At 71.3% G+C, this 17,755-nt stretch carries 15 protein-coding genes; 9 read left to right on the plus strand and 6 right to left on the minus strand.

Annotated features, from left to right (window positions below; genetic code table 11):
• Positions 1–5 precede the first annotated feature (5 nt).
• Positions 6–2,561, minus strand: a complete 2,556-nt coding sequence (locus ACTWQO_RS06750) for an AMP-binding protein (protein WP_443236296.1) — start codon at positions 2,559–2,561, stop codon at positions 6–8.
• 259 nt (positions 2,562–2,820) lie between these two features.
• On the opposite strand from ACTWQO_RS06750, the gene ACTWQO_RS06755 reads away from it, so the two are divergent.
• From ACTWQO_RS06755 to ACTWQO_RS06785, 7 genes are all read left to right on the plus strand, one after another.
• A complete protein-coding gene (locus ACTWQO_RS06755; RefSeq protein ID WP_443236297.1) occupies positions 2,821–3,840 on the plus strand; it encodes an iron ABC transporter substrate-binding protein in 1,020 nt (339 codons plus the stop codon).
• A gap of 14 nt (positions 3,841–3,854) precedes the next feature.
• Complete coding sequence (locus ACTWQO_RS06760; RefSeq protein WP_443236298.1) at positions 3,855–5,423, plus strand: ABC transporter permease; 1,569 nt, start codon at positions 3,855–3,857, stop codon at positions 5,421–5,423.
• On the plus strand, positions 5,420–6,481 hold the full coding sequence (locus ACTWQO_RS06765; protein WP_443236299.1) for an ABC transporter ATP-binding protein: 1,062 nt from the start codon (positions 5,420–5,422) through the stop codon (positions 6,479–6,481). The genes ACTWQO_RS06760 and ACTWQO_RS06765 overlap by 4 nt, the downstream gene beginning before the upstream one ends.
• 60 nt (positions 6,482–6,541) lie before the next feature.
• The gene (locus ACTWQO_RS06770; RefSeq protein ID WP_443236300.1) at positions 6,542–6,976 is read left to right on the plus strand and encodes a DUF6153 family protein; all 435 of its coding nucleotides are present in this window, start codon (positions 6,542–6,544) and stop codon (positions 6,974–6,976) included.
• Between the two features lie 96 nt (positions 6,977–7,072).
• Positions 7,073–7,732 (plus strand): DUF305 domain-containing protein, encoded by a 660-nt coding sequence (locus ACTWQO_RS06775; protein WP_443236301.1) that lies wholly within the window; start codon positions 7,073–7,075, stop codon positions 7,730–7,732.
• Between the two features lie 156 nt (positions 7,733–7,888).
• The gene (locus tag ACTWQO_RS06780) at positions 7,889–8,365 is read left to right on the plus strand and encodes a CBS domain-containing protein (RefSeq protein ID WP_443236302.1); all 477 of its coding nucleotides are present in this window, start codon (positions 7,889–7,891) and stop codon (positions 8,363–8,365) included.
• Between the two features lie 113 nt (positions 8,366–8,478).
• The gene (locus tag ACTWQO_RS06785) at positions 8,479–9,225 is read left to right on the plus strand and encodes a DUF4142 domain-containing protein (RefSeq protein WP_443236303.1); all 747 of its coding nucleotides are present in this window, start codon (positions 8,479–8,481) and stop codon (positions 9,223–9,225) included.
• An 18-nt stretch (positions 9,226–9,243) separates the two neighbouring features.
• On the opposite strand, the gene ACTWQO_RS06790 is transcribed toward ACTWQO_RS06785, so the two are convergent.
• From ACTWQO_RS06790 to ACTWQO_RS06805, 4 genes are all read right to left on the minus strand, one after another.
• Positions 9,244–10,542 carry an SLC13 family permease gene (locus ACTWQO_RS06790; RefSeq protein WP_443236304.1) on the minus strand — a complete coding sequence of 433 codons (1,299 nt, stop codon included), beginning with the start codon at positions 10,540–10,542 and terminating at the stop codon, positions 9,244–9,246.
• 128 nt (positions 10,543–10,670) lie between these two features.
• The gene (locus tag ACTWQO_RS06795; RefSeq protein WP_443236305.1) at positions 10,671–12,788 is read right to left on the minus strand and encodes an arabinofuranosyltransferase; all 2,118 of its coding nucleotides are present in this window, start codon (positions 12,786–12,788) and stop codon (positions 10,671–10,673) included.
• Positions 12,785–14,176 carry a polysialyltransferase family glycosyltransferase gene (locus tag ACTWQO_RS06800; protein WP_443236451.1) on the minus strand — a complete coding sequence of 464 codons (1,392 nt, stop codon included), beginning with the start codon at positions 14,174–14,176 and terminating at the stop codon, positions 12,785–12,787. The genes ACTWQO_RS06795 and ACTWQO_RS06800 overlap by 4 nt, the downstream gene beginning before the upstream one ends.
• The gene (locus ACTWQO_RS06805) at positions 14,173–15,144 is read right to left on the minus strand and encodes a glycosyltransferase family 2 protein (RefSeq protein ID WP_443236306.1); all 972 of its coding nucleotides are present in this window, start codon (positions 15,142–15,144) and stop codon (positions 14,173–14,175) included. Before ACTWQO_RS06805 ends, ACTWQO_RS06800 begins: the two co-directional genes overlap by 4 nt.
• Positions 15,145–15,337: 193 nt before the next feature.
• Here ACTWQO_RS06805 and ligD point away from each other — a divergent pair, with 193 nt between their 5' ends.
• The gene (ligD, locus tag ACTWQO_RS06810; RefSeq protein WP_443236307.1) at positions 15,338–16,222 is read left to right on the plus strand and encodes a non-homologous end-joining DNA ligase; all 885 of its coding nucleotides are present in this window, start codon (positions 15,338–15,340) and stop codon (positions 16,220–16,222) included.
• A gap of 85 nt (positions 16,223–16,307) precedes the next feature.
• Here the strand turns inward: ligD and ACTWQO_RS06815 are convergent, their stop codons facing one another.
• A complete protein-coding gene (locus ACTWQO_RS06815; RefSeq protein ID WP_443236308.1) occupies positions 16,308–17,111 on the minus strand; it encodes a nuclease-related domain-containing protein in 804 nt (267 codons plus the stop codon).
• Positions 17,112–17,209: 98 nt separating this feature from the next.
• Here ACTWQO_RS06815 and ACTWQO_RS06820 point away from each other — a divergent pair, with 98 nt between their 5' ends.
• Positions 17,210–17,716 (plus strand): protein-tyrosine phosphatase family protein, encoded by a 507-nt coding sequence (locus ACTWQO_RS06820; RefSeq protein ID WP_443236309.1) that lies wholly within the window; start codon positions 17,210–17,212, stop codon positions 17,714–17,716.
• Positions 17,717–17,755: the final 39 nt, after the last annotated feature.

Below are 17,755 nucleotides of genomic sequence, written 5' to 3' on the forward strand. Positions count from 1 at the left end.
TGGCGTCAGCGCCGCGCTCGCAGGCCCGACAGTCGTCGCATCGCCCGCCTGGCCACCGCGGCGTATCCGATGCCGAACAGGAGGGAGGCGAGCAGTGCCAGCCATCCGGAGATGTCGTCGATCAGGGGGAAGATCTGCCAGTGGGTCAGGTAGATGTACAGCGAGCTGCTCGCCAGCACGCCCGCCACGGTGTTGACCCGCCCGAGGCTCGGCAGGCTGCGGACCCACACCAGGAGCACGAAGCCGGCCGCGATGACAGCGTCCCGGAACGGCTCGCCGGGGAAGAAGCCGGGGATCGTGGCCACCGCCGCCGCGGTCACCAGCATCCGCTGCCGGGTGGTGTCCGCCTTCGCGGCGGCCCAGCCCAGCGCGAACAGCCAGAAGACCACGGCCGCCGAGGGGATGTGGAACCGGTCGCGCAGGCCGAGGAGGTCGTAGCGGGTGAGGAGTCCCAGCGCCGCGATCGTCATGGGGAGGGCGAACGGGAAGCGTCGTTCGGCGCGGTCCACGACGCGCAGGCTCAGCAGGGCGATGGCGGCCACCAGGATGTAGGTGAGCGCCTCGACGAACCAGAAGTGCATGGCCGTCTCGCTGTCGTGCGGCCCGAGGACGCTGTGCAGCAGGACGAGGTTGGTGAGGCCGTAGTCGTCGGTGAACGGAAGGACGAGGGCGATCCAGGCCAGGCTGGGCAGGACGATACGGGCGATGCTGCGCAGCCCGTGCCGGACCCGTTCGCGGCGCTCGGCGGAGGGGGTGAGGTGGAAGCGGGCGAGGTTGTAGCCCGCGACGGCCAGCAGCAGGTGGGCGCCGCCCTTGACATAGAAGACGTGGATGTGCGAGCCGACGATCATGACGATGGCCGCGGCGCGCAGCGCGATGCCGGTCTCCAGGGTGCGTCGTCTGCGTGAACCCTTCCCCGGTGCGGACTCGGCGGGCTCCGGCGAGCGGAGGTCGCGTATGGATCTGGTGTGCCAGTCGGGTGGCAGATGGCCGAGCGTCTGCTCCAAGTTGAGTGACATCTCGACATACGACAGTGAGTCGCCGCCCAGCGACACGAAGCTGCTGTTCTCGGTGACGTCCGTGCGGTCGAGGATGTCGGCGTACAACTGGACCAGGTCCGACGGCTGTTCATCCGGCCTCGGCGTGGGTGCGCCGCCGAGTCCGCGTACGGCCTCATGGTCGGGCTTGCCCGTGGGCAGCCGGGGCAGTTCGGGCAGGACATGGACGGCGACTGCCCGGGGCGGGAGCCCGAACTCACCGGTCACGAGGCGTCGCACCCGGCTCGCGTCGGTGTCGCTCCCGCCCGCCACGGCGACCACCAGTGTGTCGTCGGCGCCGGCGCAGAGGGCGCTGAAGCCGTGCCGCTGCAGCAGCCCCTCGACGCGCTCCGGAGCGATCCGCAGGCCCAGGATCTTCGCGAAACGGCTGCTGCGGCCGACTATTTCGTACAGCCCGTCCGGGGTGCGACGGGCGATGTCGCCTGTGTGGAGAGCCTGGGTCGTGCGGCCCAGCGCCAGGTCGGTGGGGTGTTCGGCGTAGCCGAGCATGACGTTGGGGCCCGCGTAGACCAGTTCGCCGGTGTCCGCACCCGGCCAGTCCGGGTGGGGTTCCAGGTGGAAGGAGCCGCCGGGTATGGGGACGCCGATCGTCTCCGGGTGCGTGGCGGCGAGGTGTGGAGGGAGGTAGGCCATGCGGGCGGTGGCCTCGGTCTGGCCGTACATCACGTACAGGTCCCAGCCGTCGCGCCGGCCCAACTCGGCGTAGTGGCCGACCCGTTCGGGGGCGAGCCGGCCGCCTGCCTGGGTGATGCAGCGCAGGTGGGGCAGGCGCAGGTCGGCGAAGCCGGTCCGGTCCAGCAGGTCGAAGGTGTAGGGGACGGCGGCGAAGGTGGTGCCGTGTGCGGCGCGGAAGAGGTCCCAGAAGCCGTCGTCGGCGACGGAACGGTCGGTGAGGATCAGTCCGGCGCCGCTCAGCAGGTGGCTGTTGATGACGGACAGGCCGTAGCAGTAGTGCATGGGCAGGGTGGTGGCGGCGCGGTCTGCCTCGCGGATGTCCAGGTACGTGGCGATGGACTCGGCGTTGGCTTGCAGGTTCTCGTACGACAGCCGGACCAGCTTGGGCGATCCGGTGGAGCCGGAGGTGCTCAGCAGCAGGGCGAGGTCCGGGTGGAGTTCGTGGGCGGAGGCGGTCCGCCGTTCGTCCAGGCGCCAGTTCCCTGAGGGGTCGGCGCCGATCACTACGTCCGGGTCGTACGCGGCGGTCAGGGACTGCACGGCTTCGTCGTTGTCGCCGGGGACCAGCAGGACCGGGTGGCCGGCCGCGAGGGCGGCGAGGTAGGCGATGAGGGCGTCGGCCGTGTTGGCGCCGGCGAGCAGCACCAGCCGCCGTCGGGCTCCCAGGCGTGCGGCCATCTGAGCGACCTTTTCGGCCAGTTCGCCGTACGTCAGTTCGCCGTCGGGCGTCAGCAGGGCGACGCGGTCGCCGTGTGCGGCGAGACGTCTGGCGAACAGCGGCGATGTGGCGCCGGGAACGCCTGGGAGCAGGTCGGAGGGGGTGAGCACAGGCGAAGTATTAGGTATGCCTAACCTCAAAGGAAAGTCACAGAAACATCACATGCAGTGCATGGCGGGCTCACAGGGGCGCGTCCGGAAGGCTGGACAACACCCGTTATCAAGCCGTTCTTGACGATGAGGTTAGCTTTACCTTATTCATTGGGCATTCACAGGTTCCTTCGCGGCACCGCTCCCCGCTCGCTCTCCCTCCCCTTCCCCACGGCGCGTTGTCCGGCCCGGAGGTGAGCCATGTCAGGAAGGCTTCACCATGCGACGCCCCTCGGCCAGACGTCTCGCCGTACCGCTCCTCGCTCTCGGCCTGCTCGCCCCGGCCCTCGCGGCGTGCAGCGACGAGCCGGCCGACCTGGTCATCTACTCCGGTCGCAACGAGGACCTGGTCGAACCGCTGCTGGAGAAGCTGGAGAAGAAGCTCGACGCCAACGTCGAGGTGCGCTACGGCGACAGCGCCGAACTGGCCGCCCAGATCCTGGAGGAGGGCGACAAGACCGAGGCCGGGCTGTTCTTCTCGCAGGACGCGGGTGCCCTCGGTGCCCTGTCGAAGGAAGGCGTGCTGACGGCCCTTCCGCAGCCGACGCTGGGCAAGGTCGACACGGCCTACCGGGGCGGCGAAGGTGACTGGGTCGGTGTCTCCGGGCGGGTCCGGGTCCTCGCGTACCACCCGGGCAAGGTCCCCACGCCCCCGGGCAGCGTGCAGGCGTTGACCGAGCCGGAGTGGAAGGGCCGCGTCGGGTTCGCGCCGAACAACGCCTCCTTCCAGGCGTTCGTCACCGGCATGCGGGTCCTGGAGGGCGACGACGCCACCCGCGACTGGCTGAAGGGCTTCAAGGCCAACTCCCCGAAGGCGTACGAGAAGAACACCGAGATCCTTGAGGCCGTGGACTCCGGGGAGGTCTCTCTCGGCCTGATCAACCACTACTACTGGTACGAGAAGGCCGCGGAGGAGGGCGAGGGCAAGCTCACCGCCAAACTCCACTTCCTGCCCAATGGCGACCCGGGCGGCCTGGTCAACGTCGCCGGGGTGGGCCTGCTGAAGGGCGCCGACAAGAAGGAGGCCGACTACGCGCAGCAGGCGGCGGACTTCCTGCTCGGTGAGGAGGCCCAGACGTACTTCGCCGAGGAGACCAAGGAGTACCCGCTGGCCGCCGGCGTCGCTCCGGCACAGGGCCTGCCCGCGCTCGACTCCCTCCAGGCGCCCGAGATCAACCTCGGCGAGCTCGACTCGCTCAAGGAGACACTGGCCATGCTCCAGGAAGCCGGACTGGTCTGAGGCCCGGTCAGCCGATGGAGACGGGTACGTCCGTCACGAAAGGCTCCCGCACCCGCCCGGTACCGCGGCTTCGGCAGGCCGGGCGGGTGCCGTGGGTGCTGGGCCTGCCGGCGACGGTGGCCGCCGCGTTCGCGCTGCTCCCGCTCGTGTACCTCTGCGTGCGCGCCCTGGAACGCGGGCCGGGCTACGCCTGGAGCATCGTCACCACCGAGCGCGCCGCCCTGCTGCTCGGCCGCAGCATCGCCCTGGCCGCGGTCGTGGTGGCCGCCTGTCTGCTCCTCGGCGTCTCGCTGGCCTGGCTGACCACCCGTACGAACCTGCCGTGGGCGCGCGGCTGGGCGGTGCTGGTGACCCTGCCGCTGGCCGTGCCGAGTTACGTCGCCGCCTTCGCCTGGCTGTCCGCCGCCCCGCACCTGGCCGGCTTCACCGGCTCCGCCCTGTCGCTGACCCTGGTGAGCTTCCCGTACGTCCATCTGCCGGTCGCCGCCGCGCTGCGCCGCACCGACCCCGCGCAGGAGGAGGCCGCACGCTCCCTCGGCCTCGGGCCGCTGCGCACCTTCTGGCGCGTCACCCTCCCGCAACTGCGCCCGGCGGCGGCCGGCGGGGCGGTCCTGGTGGCGCTGTACGTGTTCTCCGACTTCGGCGCGGTCTCGCTGATGCGATACGACACCTTCACCCGCGGCATCTACACCTCGTACCGGGCGTCCTTCGACCGGACCCCGGCCGCCGCACTCAGCGTCGTGCTGGTGGTGCTCACCGTGGCCCTGGTCGCCGCCGAAGCACGCACGCGCGGGCGGGCCGGGTACGCGCGGACCGGCACCGGCACCGCACGCCCGGCTGATCCCGCGCCGTTGGGGAAGTGGCTCGTGCCGTCGCTGAGTTGGTGTGGCGCCGTCACGGCCGCCGCCATCGCGTTCCCGCTCGCCACGCTCGGCTACTGGCTGGCCGTCGGCAACTCGGCGACCTGGGACCCGGCCCGCCTCACCGAGACCGCCACGGCCACGCTCGGCGTCGCCGCCGCGGGCGCCGCGCTGACCACCCTGCTCGCCCTGCCCATCGGGGTGATCGCCGCCCGTCACCGGGGCCGGGTCGCCCATCTGCTGGAACAGGCCGCGTACGCGGGTCACGCCCTGCCGGGCATCACCGTCGCCCTGTCGCTCGTCTTCTTCGCCGTGCGCTACGCCCACCCGCTGTACCAGGAACTCCCGCTCCTCGTCGGCGCGTACGCCGTGCTGTTCCTGCCCGTCGCGGTCGCCGCCACGCGTGCCGCGGTCCTCCAGGCGCCGCCCGGCCTTGAGGACGTGGCACGGTCGTTGGGCCGCGGGCCCTGGCGGGTCCTGCGCGAGGTCACCGTGCCGCTGGCCGCGCCCGGCGTGGCGGCAGGAACCGCGCTGACCTTCGTGGTCTGCATGAAGGAACTCCCCGCGACACTCCTGTTGCGCCCCACCGGCATGGACACCCTGGCCACCCGTCTGTGGACGGAGACCGGCACCGCCTCCTACGCCGCCGCGGCCCCCTACGCCGCCGCGCTGATCCTGCTGGCCGCGATCCCCTCCTACCTCCTCGGCAGGCACCGCACATGACCGAACCGCACACAAGCGACCTGCGCATCGAAGGACTGACCCAGTCCTACGGCCCGCACGCCCCGCCCGTCCTCGACGGACTCGACCTCACCGTCCCCGGCGGCGCCCTGGCCGCCGTGCTCGGCCCCTCGGGATGCGGCAAGACCACCCTGCTGCGCATCATCGCGGGCTTTCTGCGCGCCGACGCGGGCAGCGTCACCGTCGGCGGACGCGTCCTGACCGGCCCCGGCGTCCAGCTGCCCCCGGAGCGGCGCCGCATCGGCATCGTCCCCCAAGAAGGCGCGCTGTTCCCGCACTTGAGCGTGGCACGCAACGTCGCCTTCGGCCTGACCGGCCTCGACCGGACCGCGCGCGGGCGCCGTACGGAGGAGATGCTGGACCTGGTCGGACTGGCCGGCTACGGCGACCGGATGCCCCACGAGTTGTCCGGCGGCCAGCAGCAACGCATCGCCCTGGCCCGCGCCCTGGCACCGCGCCCGGCACTGGTCCTGCTGGACGAGCCGTTCAACGCCCTGGACAGCGCCCTGCGCGCCGGAGTCCGCGCCGACGTCCGCACCGCCCTGCGGCTCAGCGGCGCCACCGCCGTCCTGGTCACCCATGACCAGCAGGAGGCACTGTCCACCGCCGACCTCGTCGCGGTCGTCCGCGACGGCCGCGTGGCCCAGTGCGACACCCCGCAACAGGTCTACCGGCGCCCGGCCGACCCCTGGGTCGCCCGCTTCGTCGGCGACGCCGTCCTGCTCCGGGCAACCGCGCTCGGCGGCGCCACCGCGGACACCGCGCTGGGCACCGTCCCGCTCGCCACGGACGCGAGCACACATACGGGTTCGGGCACTGTGCTGCTGCGCCCGGAGCAACTGGAACTCACCGAACCCGCCTCCGCGGCGGCCGACGGCACCGTCACCGACGTGCGCTTCTACGGCCACGACGCCATGGTCACCGTGACAGTCGACGGCCTCGACGACCCCGTGGACATCCGGGCGTCCGGTCCCCTCGCCGTACAGCCCGGTGACCGCACCGGAATCCGGGTCAAGGGAGAAGCCGTCCTGCACCCGTGACGATTGAATACGGGGCGCGTGAGTGCCGTATGTAGTGTCGACGACGAAGGAGGCCCCGCAGTGCACGTGAGCCGTTACGTACGAGCAGGAGGCGCCCTCGGGCACCTGCTGCTCGTCGTCGTGCTCGCGCTCGGCGTGTTCGTGATGCACACCGTGGGGCATCCGGACGAGTCATCCCACGCGTCGACGGCGGCGATGGGTCCGGCGCAGGCGGCTCACGAGCCGCTCGACACCCCGGCTGCCCTGGACTCGGACCACGCGGCGGATCCGGCGCGGTCGCCGTCCGCGGACCTGCCGGTCATGGCCATGGACATGGCCTCGCTGTGCGTGGCGGTCCTCTTCGCCGCCTGGATCCTCGTCGCACTGCTGCGATCGGCGCTCGCCCGCAGTCCCGGCTGCCCCGGGGACGTTCTCGCCCAGGCACCTGTCCTGCGGCGCTCCGCCCCACCCCCTCGCACACCTGATCTGACCCAGTTGTCGGTTCTGCGGCTGTAGGCCGCTACGCCCTCGCGGGCGCGCACCGTGCGCGGCCCCGCGATCTCGCGTACGCCCACACAGCCAGAGAACCGACAACACGAGGTGAGATCCACCATGACTGCCTTCACGCGCGCCCTGCGCCGCAAGCCCGTCCGCCACGTCACGACCGTCGGCATCGTCACGGCGGGAGCCCTGCTTCTCGCCGCCTGCGGTGGCGACGGCGACGACATGAGCGGCATGGACCACGGCAGCGACAGCTCCTCGGCCGGGGCAACCGCCGAGGTGGGGGCCAAGGCCGGCGACTTCAACGACGCGGACGTCATGTTCGCCCAGATGATGATCCCGCACCACGAGCAGGCCCTGGAGATGGCCGAGCTGGCCGACGGCCGTGCCTCCGACGCGGAGCTCAAGGACATCGCCGGGAAGATCGAGAAGGCCCAGGACCCCGAGATCAAGACGATGAAGGGCTGGCTGGAGTCCTGGAACAAGCCGACCGCGGCGGAGTCCATGGAGGGCATGGACCACTCCGGCGGTTCGGGCATGGACGGCATGATGTCCGACCAGGGCATGGCAGACCTCAAGGCCATGAAGGGCGCGGACTTCGACAAGATGTTCGCCCAGATGATGATCGAGCACCACGACGGCGCGATCACCACGGCCGAGGACGAGCAGAAGAACGGCAAGAACGCCGACGCCAAGAAGATGGCAGACGCCATCGTCAAGGGTCAGTCCGCCGAGGTCGAGCAGCTCCAGGGCATCCTCGACCGGCTCTGATCGGCGTCATGGACTGACTGCCGCTCATCACCCTCTCGGCTCCGGTGCCGGCCACCTGCCGGTGTCCGGCACCGGAGCCGATCCGTGGTGCTCCCCCACCCCCCGCGTATGTTTCATGTCACAGACGCAGACACAGACGCAGACGAGGAGCCCGTCGTGCGCGCACGTGACCTGGCGGTCGGATACGAGACGGTGAGCGTGGACAGTGACGCGCTGGAGGCGGCGCGGCTGATGGCCGAGCACAAGTTGCCGGGGCTGCTGGTGCTCGATGAGCGCGGTGAGCCGAAGGCGATCCTGCCGGCGTCGCAGATGATCAAGGTGCTGGTTCCGGCGTATGTGCTGGAGGACCCGACGCTCGCCGCGGTCGTCGACGAGAAGCACGCCGACCGGCTGTGTCAGGCGCTGGTCGGCCGTCGGGTCGGGGAGTGCCTGCCCAGCAAGGCGGCGCCGCCCCCGATCGCGGACCCCGACGACACCGCGCTGGAGGTGGCCGCGCTGATGGCCCAGGTGCGCAGCCCGGTGGTGGCGGTGGTGGAGAAGGCGAAGGACGGGACCCATCTCTTGGGCGTGATCACCGCCTCGCACCTCCTCCACGAACTCCTCGCGACGGCAGACACCTCCAGCGGTACGTGAGGGATGTGACGTACGCCATATGCCTCCTGCGTGACTTTTACTCGGAGCACTGATTGGACGGCGCATCCCGTCCGTACTTCTTCCTGTCAGGGCCGGTCACATCAGGAGGCACGATGCGCCTGTCGCGCAACAGGGTCGGAACCGTCTTCGTCGGCGGTGCGTTGAGTCTGACCCTCGCCGCACTCGCGTATCCCGCGATGCTCGGGATCGACAACACCACCAGCTCGCAGGATCGCATCATCGCGAACACCCCCTACGGTCCGCTCACCGAGGCCGACCGGTCCTTCGTGGTCGCGGTGCGCGCGGCCGGGCTGTGGGAGTACCCGCTCGGCATGACGGCGATGGAGCGCGGGACGACCCCGGCGATGAAGGAGGCCGGCGAGCACCTGGTCGTCGGGCACGCCCGGCTTGACGCGATGTGCCGCAAGATCGCGCCCGAGCTGGGCATCACGCTGCCCAACCAGCCCAGCCCGCAGCAGCAGCAGTTCGTGGCGACCTCCCAGGCCGAGACCGGCAAGCAGTTCGACACCACCGCGGTCAACATCATGCGGACCGCCCACGGGCGGATCTTCCCGGTGGTCGCCCAGACCCGCGCCAGCACCAAGAACTCGCTGGTCCGTCAGCTCGCCGACCTGACCAACGACACCGTCCTCGACCACATCTCGGTCCTGGAGAAGACCGAAATGGTCAACTTCGACCAGGCCCTCTTCCAGCAGACCAGCCCGCCGAAGCTCCCCCAGGACCAGACCACCCCGCCGCCGCCCCAGCCGGGCGCGCCGATCGTCGCCCTCACGGAGCCCCCGGGCCTGGACGTCAACACGTCCGCGCCCACCCCCGCCCCCAGCCCGACCGTGAAGTGACGCCCCCGCACCCCACGCCTATCCCCACCCGAAGTACCGCAGCCACACATACGCCATCGCCACCACGACCGTGACGGCCGTGACCACGAGGCCGTACTTGGTGAACTGCCAGAAGGAGATGGGCTGTCGGTTGCGTTCGGCGATGCCGAGCACGACGACGTTGGCCGAGGCGCCGATGGCGGTGGCGTTGCCGCCGAGGTCGGCGCCCAGGGCGAGCGCCCACCACATGACGTGGCCGCTGTCGCCGCCCATGTTCTGCACGAGGTCGGCGGTGATGGGGGCCATGGTGGCGACGTACGGGATGTTGTCGACGACCCCGGACAGGACCGCGGACGCGCTCAGCATGGTCATGGAGCCGGCGAGTTCGTTGGTGCCGATCACGTCGGCGAGCCCCTTGGACACCTCGTCGACGACACCGGTGTCGATCAGCCCGCCGATCATCACGAACAGGCCCGCGAAGAAGGCCAGCGTGGGCCATTCGACCTCGGCGAGGACGTCGCCGGTCTCGACCGCGGAGACGGCGATGAGCAGTCCGGCACCGAGCAGGGCGACGACGCTGGGCTCGTAGTGCAGTACGGGGTGCAGGACGAACCCGGCGACCACCAGAACGAGGACGACCAGACCCTGGATCAGCAGCCGCGGGTCCCTGATGGCCTCCCGCTCCTCCAGCTCCATGATCTCGGCGGCGCGGTCCTCGTCGTACACGAAGGACTTGCGGAACAGCACGCGGCACAGCAGCAGGAGAAGCAGTATCAGGAACGCGGACAGCGGGGCGAGGTGGATCAGGAAGTCGTTGAAGGTGAGGCCGGCCCGGCTGGCGATGATGATGTTGGGCGGGTCGCCGACGAGGGTGGCGGTGCCGCCGATGTTGGACGCGAACACCTCGGCGATCAGGAACGGGGCGGCGGGCAGGGCGAGGCGTTCACAGACCAGCAGGGTGACCGGGGCGACGAGCAGGACCGTGGTGACGTTGTCGAGCAGGGCCGAGGCGATCGCGGTGATGACGACGAGCATGGCCATCACCCGGTAGGGCCGGGCGCGGGCCCGCTTCACCGCCCAGATGGCCAGGTACTCGAACATGCCGGTCTTCTTCAGCACGCCGACGATCATCATCATGCCCATCAGCAGGAAGATGACGTTCCAGTCGATGCCGGCGTCCTCGGAGTAGAACGCCGTGACGTCGTCGGTGGCGCCGATCGCGAGCATCAGGCCGGCGCCGCCCAGGGCCACCGCGACCCGGTGGATCTTCTCGCTGATGATCAGGGAGTACGCGCCGACGAACACGACGAGCGCGGCCCAGCTGTGCCAGTCGTTCACGGGGCCACCACCGATCGGAAGACAGACTGCTTCTGCTCGCCGACCAGGCTTCCCGGCACACCGCTGCGAACCCTACCGGCCCTTGACGCGTCGTTAACAGGTTGACCCGGCCCGGCCGTACACCGTGCTCACCCGGACCGGGCGCCGTACCGCGTGATCACGGTGTACGGCCCGACGTCCTGCCGCAGGAAGCGCCCCGGCGGGAAGAAGTCGACGGGGAAGACGACCTGAGAGGACCGGGTCACCGGGACGCGGGGGAAGTTGTGGCGGAACAGATAGAGGCCGTAGCCGGTGTCGGTCTGCCGCAGGACGAACACGTCCGGTGCCGGGAAGCGGCCCGAGTCCAGCCGCCGCACGAAGTCGTCCGCGCCCCGGGCGGCGAGCCAGCGCCGTACCTCCGCGTTGCGCTTCTCGTGCCGCGCCAGGGGGTTGGAGTAGCCGGGCGTCATGGCGACATAGGCCCAGTACGGCTCGACGGACAGCAGCCGGTGATGGTCCGTCAGGACGGTCAGATCGTGCGGCTGCCTGCCGGTGCCGCGGGCGATCGCGCGGACCAGGGGGCGGATCCACAGGTCCTCGGTGCCGGGGTGCCGGACGCGTGCCGTGCGGGAGGGGGCCGTGCCGTCGTCCAGGGGATAACTCTGCCGGTAGGCCAGATCGACCTCGCGGCCCAGCGCGCTCTGCGCGTGCTGGACGGCGGCGACGGTGAAGACCGTCGCGATGACGGCCAGTACGCCGGTGGCGGTCCGGGCCCGCGCGGGATGCCGCCTGCGCACGGTCCGCAGCAGGTCCCACAGGGCGAGGACGCCCGCGCAGTGCAGGGCGACGAGCAGGACCGGGTGGACGCGGAAGGAGAGGAGCGTGGTGCCGAGCGCGATGGCCAGATGGGACAGCACGCACCAGGCGTAGCATCCGGCGACCAGCGCGAGCAGGCCCGCGGCCACGGGCCGGGTGCGGCAGCGGACGACCAGCCAGACCGTGCCGGCCAGGCACAGCAGTCCGCCCGGCGTGATCTCCGTCATCGGCAGCAGATACGTCAACTGCTGGTAGGGAGTGAACTTCAGCGCCGTCGTGTCGGGGGACCCGCCCGCGGCGCGTCCGGCCAGTTCGTACGGCAGCAGGACCACGGCCGCCGACGGTGCCGCCGCGATCCCCGTCAGCGCGGCCCGTGCGAGCAGCGTGCGCCACCGGCGCGGCCTGTGCAGCAGCAGGCCCACCACCATCGCGCTGAGCGTGAACACCCAGAAGGCGGCGAGCATCGTGTACGTCAGCACGGTCGCGCCCACCGCGACGCCGAACGCCAGCAACGGCCACGGGCGGACGGCAGGCGCCCGCAGCAGCTTCAGCGCGATCACCGTGAGCGGCGCCAGCGCGGAGCCGACCAGCCAGGCGTAGGGCTCGCGGACGCCGAGGGACGGCTCGACGAAGGCGGCCATCACGGTCGCCGCCGCCAGCAGTACGGCGATCCGGGGCGGCACCAGCAGCCGCCACAGCGCCAGCGTCACCGCCGCGGCGAGCGCGGCCGAGGTGATGCACAGCGGCTTGAAGGCGGCCCACGCGTCCCAGCCCAGCAGCGCGGCGATCCGGCCGCCGGTCCAGAACCAGCCGGGCGGGTACAGCGGCGGTACGTCCCGGTAGGCGAAGTCGGCCAGCGCGGGCGAGTCGGTGAGGCGGGTGAGGTACTCGACGCGGAACTGGTTGTCCGAGGCCAGCCCGCCCAGGAACCAGCGGGTGCCGTGCAGTGGGAGGGCGAGGAGGAGGGTGGGCAGCGCGGAGACCAGCGCATAGCCGGACCAGTGGAGGAGCCCGCGTACGGCCATGCCGCCCCGTCCGGCGGCCAGCACCGTCAGGGCGAGGAGGACCACCACGGCCGTCGTGGTCAGCGTGGTGAGGATGTTCGTCAGCAGCGACGGTTCGGGCAGCGGCAGCCGCGGTACGACGCGCTGGATGCCGAGGCTCACGGAGACCGCGATGCCCGCCCCGAGGACGAGTTCGACGGCGAACCGGCCGGCGGTGGGGCGTCGCCGCACCGTCCGCGGCGGTGCGGGGGACGGAGCGGGACGCCCCGCCGGTCCCTGCCCGCCGATCAGCGCCGCAACCGGAGCGATCACCGCCCCGTCCTCCAACGCTTCCTCGCCGCGCCCCTGCCGGGCGATCACCCGAGCACCGTCAACTCGCCCCCGCCCGGCGGGCATCGAGCCCTCGTCCTGCTGCCCGTCCTGACCCCGTTCCCGGTGAGCGCTCACCGGATCACCGTCCCGCGTACGCCGCGTGCCAGCCGGGCGAGGGTCGAGCGGTGTCGGTGAATGAACGAGGTCCGCGCCAGCGGCAGCAGGAGGCGGGCTGCCGGGAGGCGGCCCGGGAGGCGGAGCCTGGTGAGCCGGAGCAGGCCCATGTACCGGCCGGCGACGGCCTTGGCGCGGTCGGCGGACAGCAACTCCTCGGCGGCGGGGCGCAGATGGGCGTAGGCGATGGGCTGCATGCAGAACGAGACGGTCGCCACCAGCCGCCGCACCTCGTCCCGTGCCTCGACGGCCCCGGGTCCGGGCAGCACGCTGTCGGCGATGACCAGCGGGATGCGGTTGCTGTTCTCGTACGGTTTCAGGCGGCGCAGGACGAGGTCCGTGCCGACGCGCACGGCGGGGATGCCGTACACCGTGGTGGCGGTGAACAGGGCGGTGGAGAAGCAGCCGAGGACGACGTCCGGGCGGCGTCGTTCGTAGAGCACCTCGGCGAGGACGGGGAGGTCGACGACGTGCAGGGTGACGCCGGCGCGGGCGGCTTCCCCGCGGAGGGCCTCGGCGTGCCGGCGGGGTGCGCTGGGATGCGGCTTGAAGAGGATCGACTCGGCGCCGCCCCGTACCGCCTCGCGCAGTATGTCGCGGTGCAGGGCGTCCTCCTCGGCGGCACTGAGGATGCCCGCCTCGGCGAGGTACTGGCCGAGCAACAGGGCGCCGCCCTGGGGCAGTTCACGTACCGCCTCCAGTTCGTCCTTGGCGGCGTCGGCGAGGACGGCGAGGATGCGGCGCAGGGCGTCGGGGGGCAGCGGGTGGTGTTCGGCGCCGGGCCACTCGTCGAGCAGGTGCGGGCGCAGGCCGGGGACCAGCTCCGGGTAGACGAACCGGCCTACGCGGCGCAGGACTTGCTGTTCCAGGCGGGTGCGCAGGGGGCCGTAGCTCATCAGGCCGTCGGCGTAGACGTGCAGGGTCGCGTCGGCGAAGAGGCGGGCCAGGGTGAGGGAGGGCGGGGACTGGACCGACTCGGCGACCAGTTCGACGGGGGCGTCGGGGGCGATGCCCCAGGAGCGGCGCAGCGCCTGCTCGAACAGCGAGCGGTCCTCGGGGCGGGGCGACCAGACCGAGGGGTGGTTGGGGAAGATCGTGTCGTTCCAGGAGACGACCGCGTCGAAGTACGTCGCCAGGTGGGCGAAGCCGGGCAGCTCCTCCCACGGGGGCTGGGCCTCGGGGACATTGGTGTTGGTGGACGTCACCAGCAGCCGCCGGCCGCCCTCCGCGAGCGGCAGCAGTCCCTGTGCGACGGCCGCGCAGACCGTGGCGAGGCCGTAGAGCGTGGAGGCTTCGACGAGCTGGACCGGGACGGGATCACAGGGCTCCGTGGGAACGGGGCCGTTCATCGGGGGCACGCGGTCTTCCTCGGACGGTAGAGGGCGGTCAGGTCGGATCTGCGCTGTTCGTCCATGCCGTCGAGGACTTCACGGAGCAGGTCCTGCGGCAGGGACGCGGCCAGCGCCCGGTACCGCCCGGGGAACTGTCTGGCCACCCGCTTGTCCAGCCGGTCGGTCCGCTTGAGGTGGAAGTGCGTGAGGCCGAGCAGGGTCCGTACGGCCTTGCGGTGCACGCTCCGGTCCGTGCAGTGGGCGAGGGCCTCCTCGATGATCCGCTGCGAGGCCGGCAGGAAGTCGAGCTGCCGGTCGTCACCGACGCTGGTGAGGGAGCCGCCGACGTCCCTGCGGTAGAAGAGCCCGGCGAGGCCCACCACCGCGAACGTCCGGGTGTGCAGATGCAGCCGCCAGTTCCACAGCCGGTCCTCGCAGGTCCTGAGCGAGGTGTCGAAGTACAGCAGCCCGCTGTCCCGCAGCCCGGTGCGGAAGCCGCCCGACCACGCGTTGACGTAGTCGGCCATGGTCTCCCGGTTCTCCTCGCCGATGCCCTCGACCGACGGGATCGGCACCCCGCGCCTGCTCTCCGGCGCCCTTTGCAGCGTGCGCTTCTTGCCCTGTGCGCGCAGATGGTCGACGCGGACGAAGTCGGTGCCGAGCCGGGTGCAGGCCTCGGCGAGCCGGGGGTAGTAGCCGGGCGCCAGCCAGTCGTCGCCGTCGAGGAAGGTGACGTACTCACCGCGCGCCTCGTCGATCCCGGTGTTGCGGGCGGCGGAGGCGCCCCGGTTCCGCGGGTGCACGACGAGCCGGCTGTTGGGGATGCGGGCGACGGCCTGCTCCAGCAGGGCGCGGGAGCCGTCGGTGGAACGGTCGTCGACGAAGACGTACTCGATGTCCGGGCCGGTGTTCCTGCGCAGCGAGCCCAGGCAGTCGGGCAGATAGTCGGCGACGTTGTGGCTGATGACCACGGAGGTGAGTTTCATGGGGCTCTCGGTGGGTCGTCGGCCGGTCAGCGGCTCGTCGCCATCTGTACGACGTTGGCGCTCATGGGAGCTCCTTGATTCAAGGGGAGTACCGCTTTCAAACGGCCGTCGGAGTGACGGGGTTACCTGGACTGAGGCATTCGGGGGAACTGCGCAGGGTGCCGTAGGGGCCGGTAGAGGTGAGACTCGACGTATGGCGCCCATCACGGAGGTAGAGGGACGGCGGGTCGCGCTCAGTAATCTGGAGAAGGTGCTGTATCCGGCCGCCGGGTTCACCAAGGGCGAGGTACTGCACTACTACGCGACCGTCGCCGACGTGCTGTTGCCGCATCTGCGGGACCGGCCGGTGTCGTTTCTGCGGTATCCGGACGGGCCCGACGGGCAGGTGTTCTTCACCAAGAACGTGCCGCCGGGGACACCGGAGTGGGTCTCCACCGCCGAGGTGCCGAGGATGGAGGGGCCGGCGCGGATGGTGCTCGTACAGGATCTGGCGAGTCTGATGTGGGCCGCCAATCTGGTGACCGAGTTCCACACCCCGCAGTGGCTGATCGGGGCGCCCGGCGAGGCGGACCGGCTGGTGTTCGACCTCGATCCGGGGGCGCCGGCGACGGTCGTGGAGTGCTGTCAGGTCGCCGTGTGGCTACGGGACCGGCTCGCGGCCGACGGCATCGAGGCGTGGCCGAAGACGTCCGGGGCGAAGGGGCTGCATCTGCTGGCCGCCGTGCGGTCCGCTTCGTCCGAGCAGGTCAGCGAGTACGCCAAGGAACTCGCCGTGGAGGCGGAACGGGCGTTGCCGCGGCTGGTCGTGCACCGGATGACGAAGAGCCTGCGGCCCGGGAAGGTGTTCGTCGACTGGAGCCAGAACGCTGCGCGGAAGACCACGGCGACCCCCTACACGCTGCGGGCGCGGGCCCAGCCGTTGGTGTCGGCGCCGGTGACCTGGGAGGAGGTCGAGCAGTGTGCGGCGCCGGGGCAGCTGGCGTTCACGGCGGCGGATCTCGGGCCGCGGCTGCAGGATTACGGTGATCTGCTGGCACCGCTGCTCGATTCGGCGGGCGCCGGTCTTGTGCCGTCATGACCACGCGAGTGCCGCTATCTGTCGTCGGTTGGCTGCGGGCCGGTGGGGGCTTGTCGCGCAGTTCCCCGCGCCCCTATGGGGCGCTTCAGACCCGTTCCCATGTGTGGCGGTCCCTCGCCATCGCGTGCAGTGCTTCCACGTCCGCCGGTTTGAGCACGCCACCTAGGCGGGCCAGGCCTCCTAGTTCCGCGTCCTGGAAGACACGCACTTCGCGGAGGGGGGCGGTGATCTGGACGTCCGCGGGGCCGGCCAGGGCGAGCAGGGGGTGGACCTCGGCGGTCAGGGCGTAGGAGGCGCGGTCGGCGTCGGCGCGGAGGCGGCGCAGGAGTGGGCGGGCTTCGCGGCGGCCCAGGGTGACCATGGGGTCGGCGATCAGGACCCGCTGCTTGCGGGCGTACACGGTGTGGATGGCGAAGAGTCCGCCGGGGCCGATCGCCAGGTGGTGGACGCGGTCGCCGCCGGGCAGCGGGATCGAGTGCAGGGCGTGCCAGCCCGCGCCGTCCAGCCGCTCCAGGGCCTCCCCCACGGCCTGCTCGGCGGCCAGCGCCCGGCGGCGCGGGTCGGGGCGCAGCCGGTGGGTGGGTCCGGGGTCCCGGTCCAGGGCGATGTGGAGGGCCTCGCCGGGGCGGTTGGGCGCCAGGTCGTCGTCCGGGTGGAGGGTGAGGCGGGCCAGCTCCGCGGGGGTCGGCACCGGGGGCGGGCCGACGGTGACGGGGCCGGTCAGGAAGGGGCCGAGGGCTTCGAGTACGCCCTCTCTGTGGTCGTCGCTGAGCAGGTTGACCCGGGCCGCCTCACGGTCGTACCAGGCGATGTTCCGTCCGTCCGTGAGGCAGACATACAGCCGCTCCTGGCCGTGCCGCCAGGTCGGTATGACGCGCAGTCGGCTCATGCACCATCACCCCATGACCATGGGACCAGGCGGGGTGCTCCAGGGGCAAGAACCCGGTTACCTTTGGGATGAGTTGGCATGGGTTTGGGGAGGCTCGTTTGCGGACCCGCGGGAACCAGCCAGACGTACCTGCTCCGGACAGCCCATGGAGCGAGATCGTGCCCGGCCTGTGGATGGGCGGGCACGAGTTCCGGGGCAGCTCGGGGCGGGTGGAATTCGTCGTCGTCCATGATGAGTTCGATCTCGTGCAGACTCTCCTCCGGCTGCCGGGGCACGGGCCGGACCCGGGCGTCGAGCACCATGTGTGGCCGATTCCGGACGGACCGCTGGACGGCACGCAGCTCGCGGGCGTGATGCGGCTCGCGCAGGCCGCGAGCGAGGCACTGGACGGCGGCCGCAGCGTCCTCGTCCGCTGCTACCACGGCTACAACCGCTCGGGTCTGGTCATCGCGCACACCCTGGTCCGGCGGGGCTGCTCCGCCGAGGAGGCGATCCGGCTGATCCGCACGCATCGCTCGCCCTGGGCACTGCACAATGAGCTGTTCGTCGCCTACCTGCGGGCGGGGCTGTCGACGGCCCGGCTGCTGGAGGAGCTGGCCGAATGACGCCGGTGCGCAGGCCGCACAGCCCCTGCGCGCAAAAAG

The sequence above is a fragment of the Streptomyces sp. 4N124 genome, assembly GCF_052245395.1.
In the GTDB taxonomy this organism is placed as follows: Bacteria; Actinomycetota; Actinomycetes; order Streptomycetales; family Streptomycetaceae; genus Streptomyces.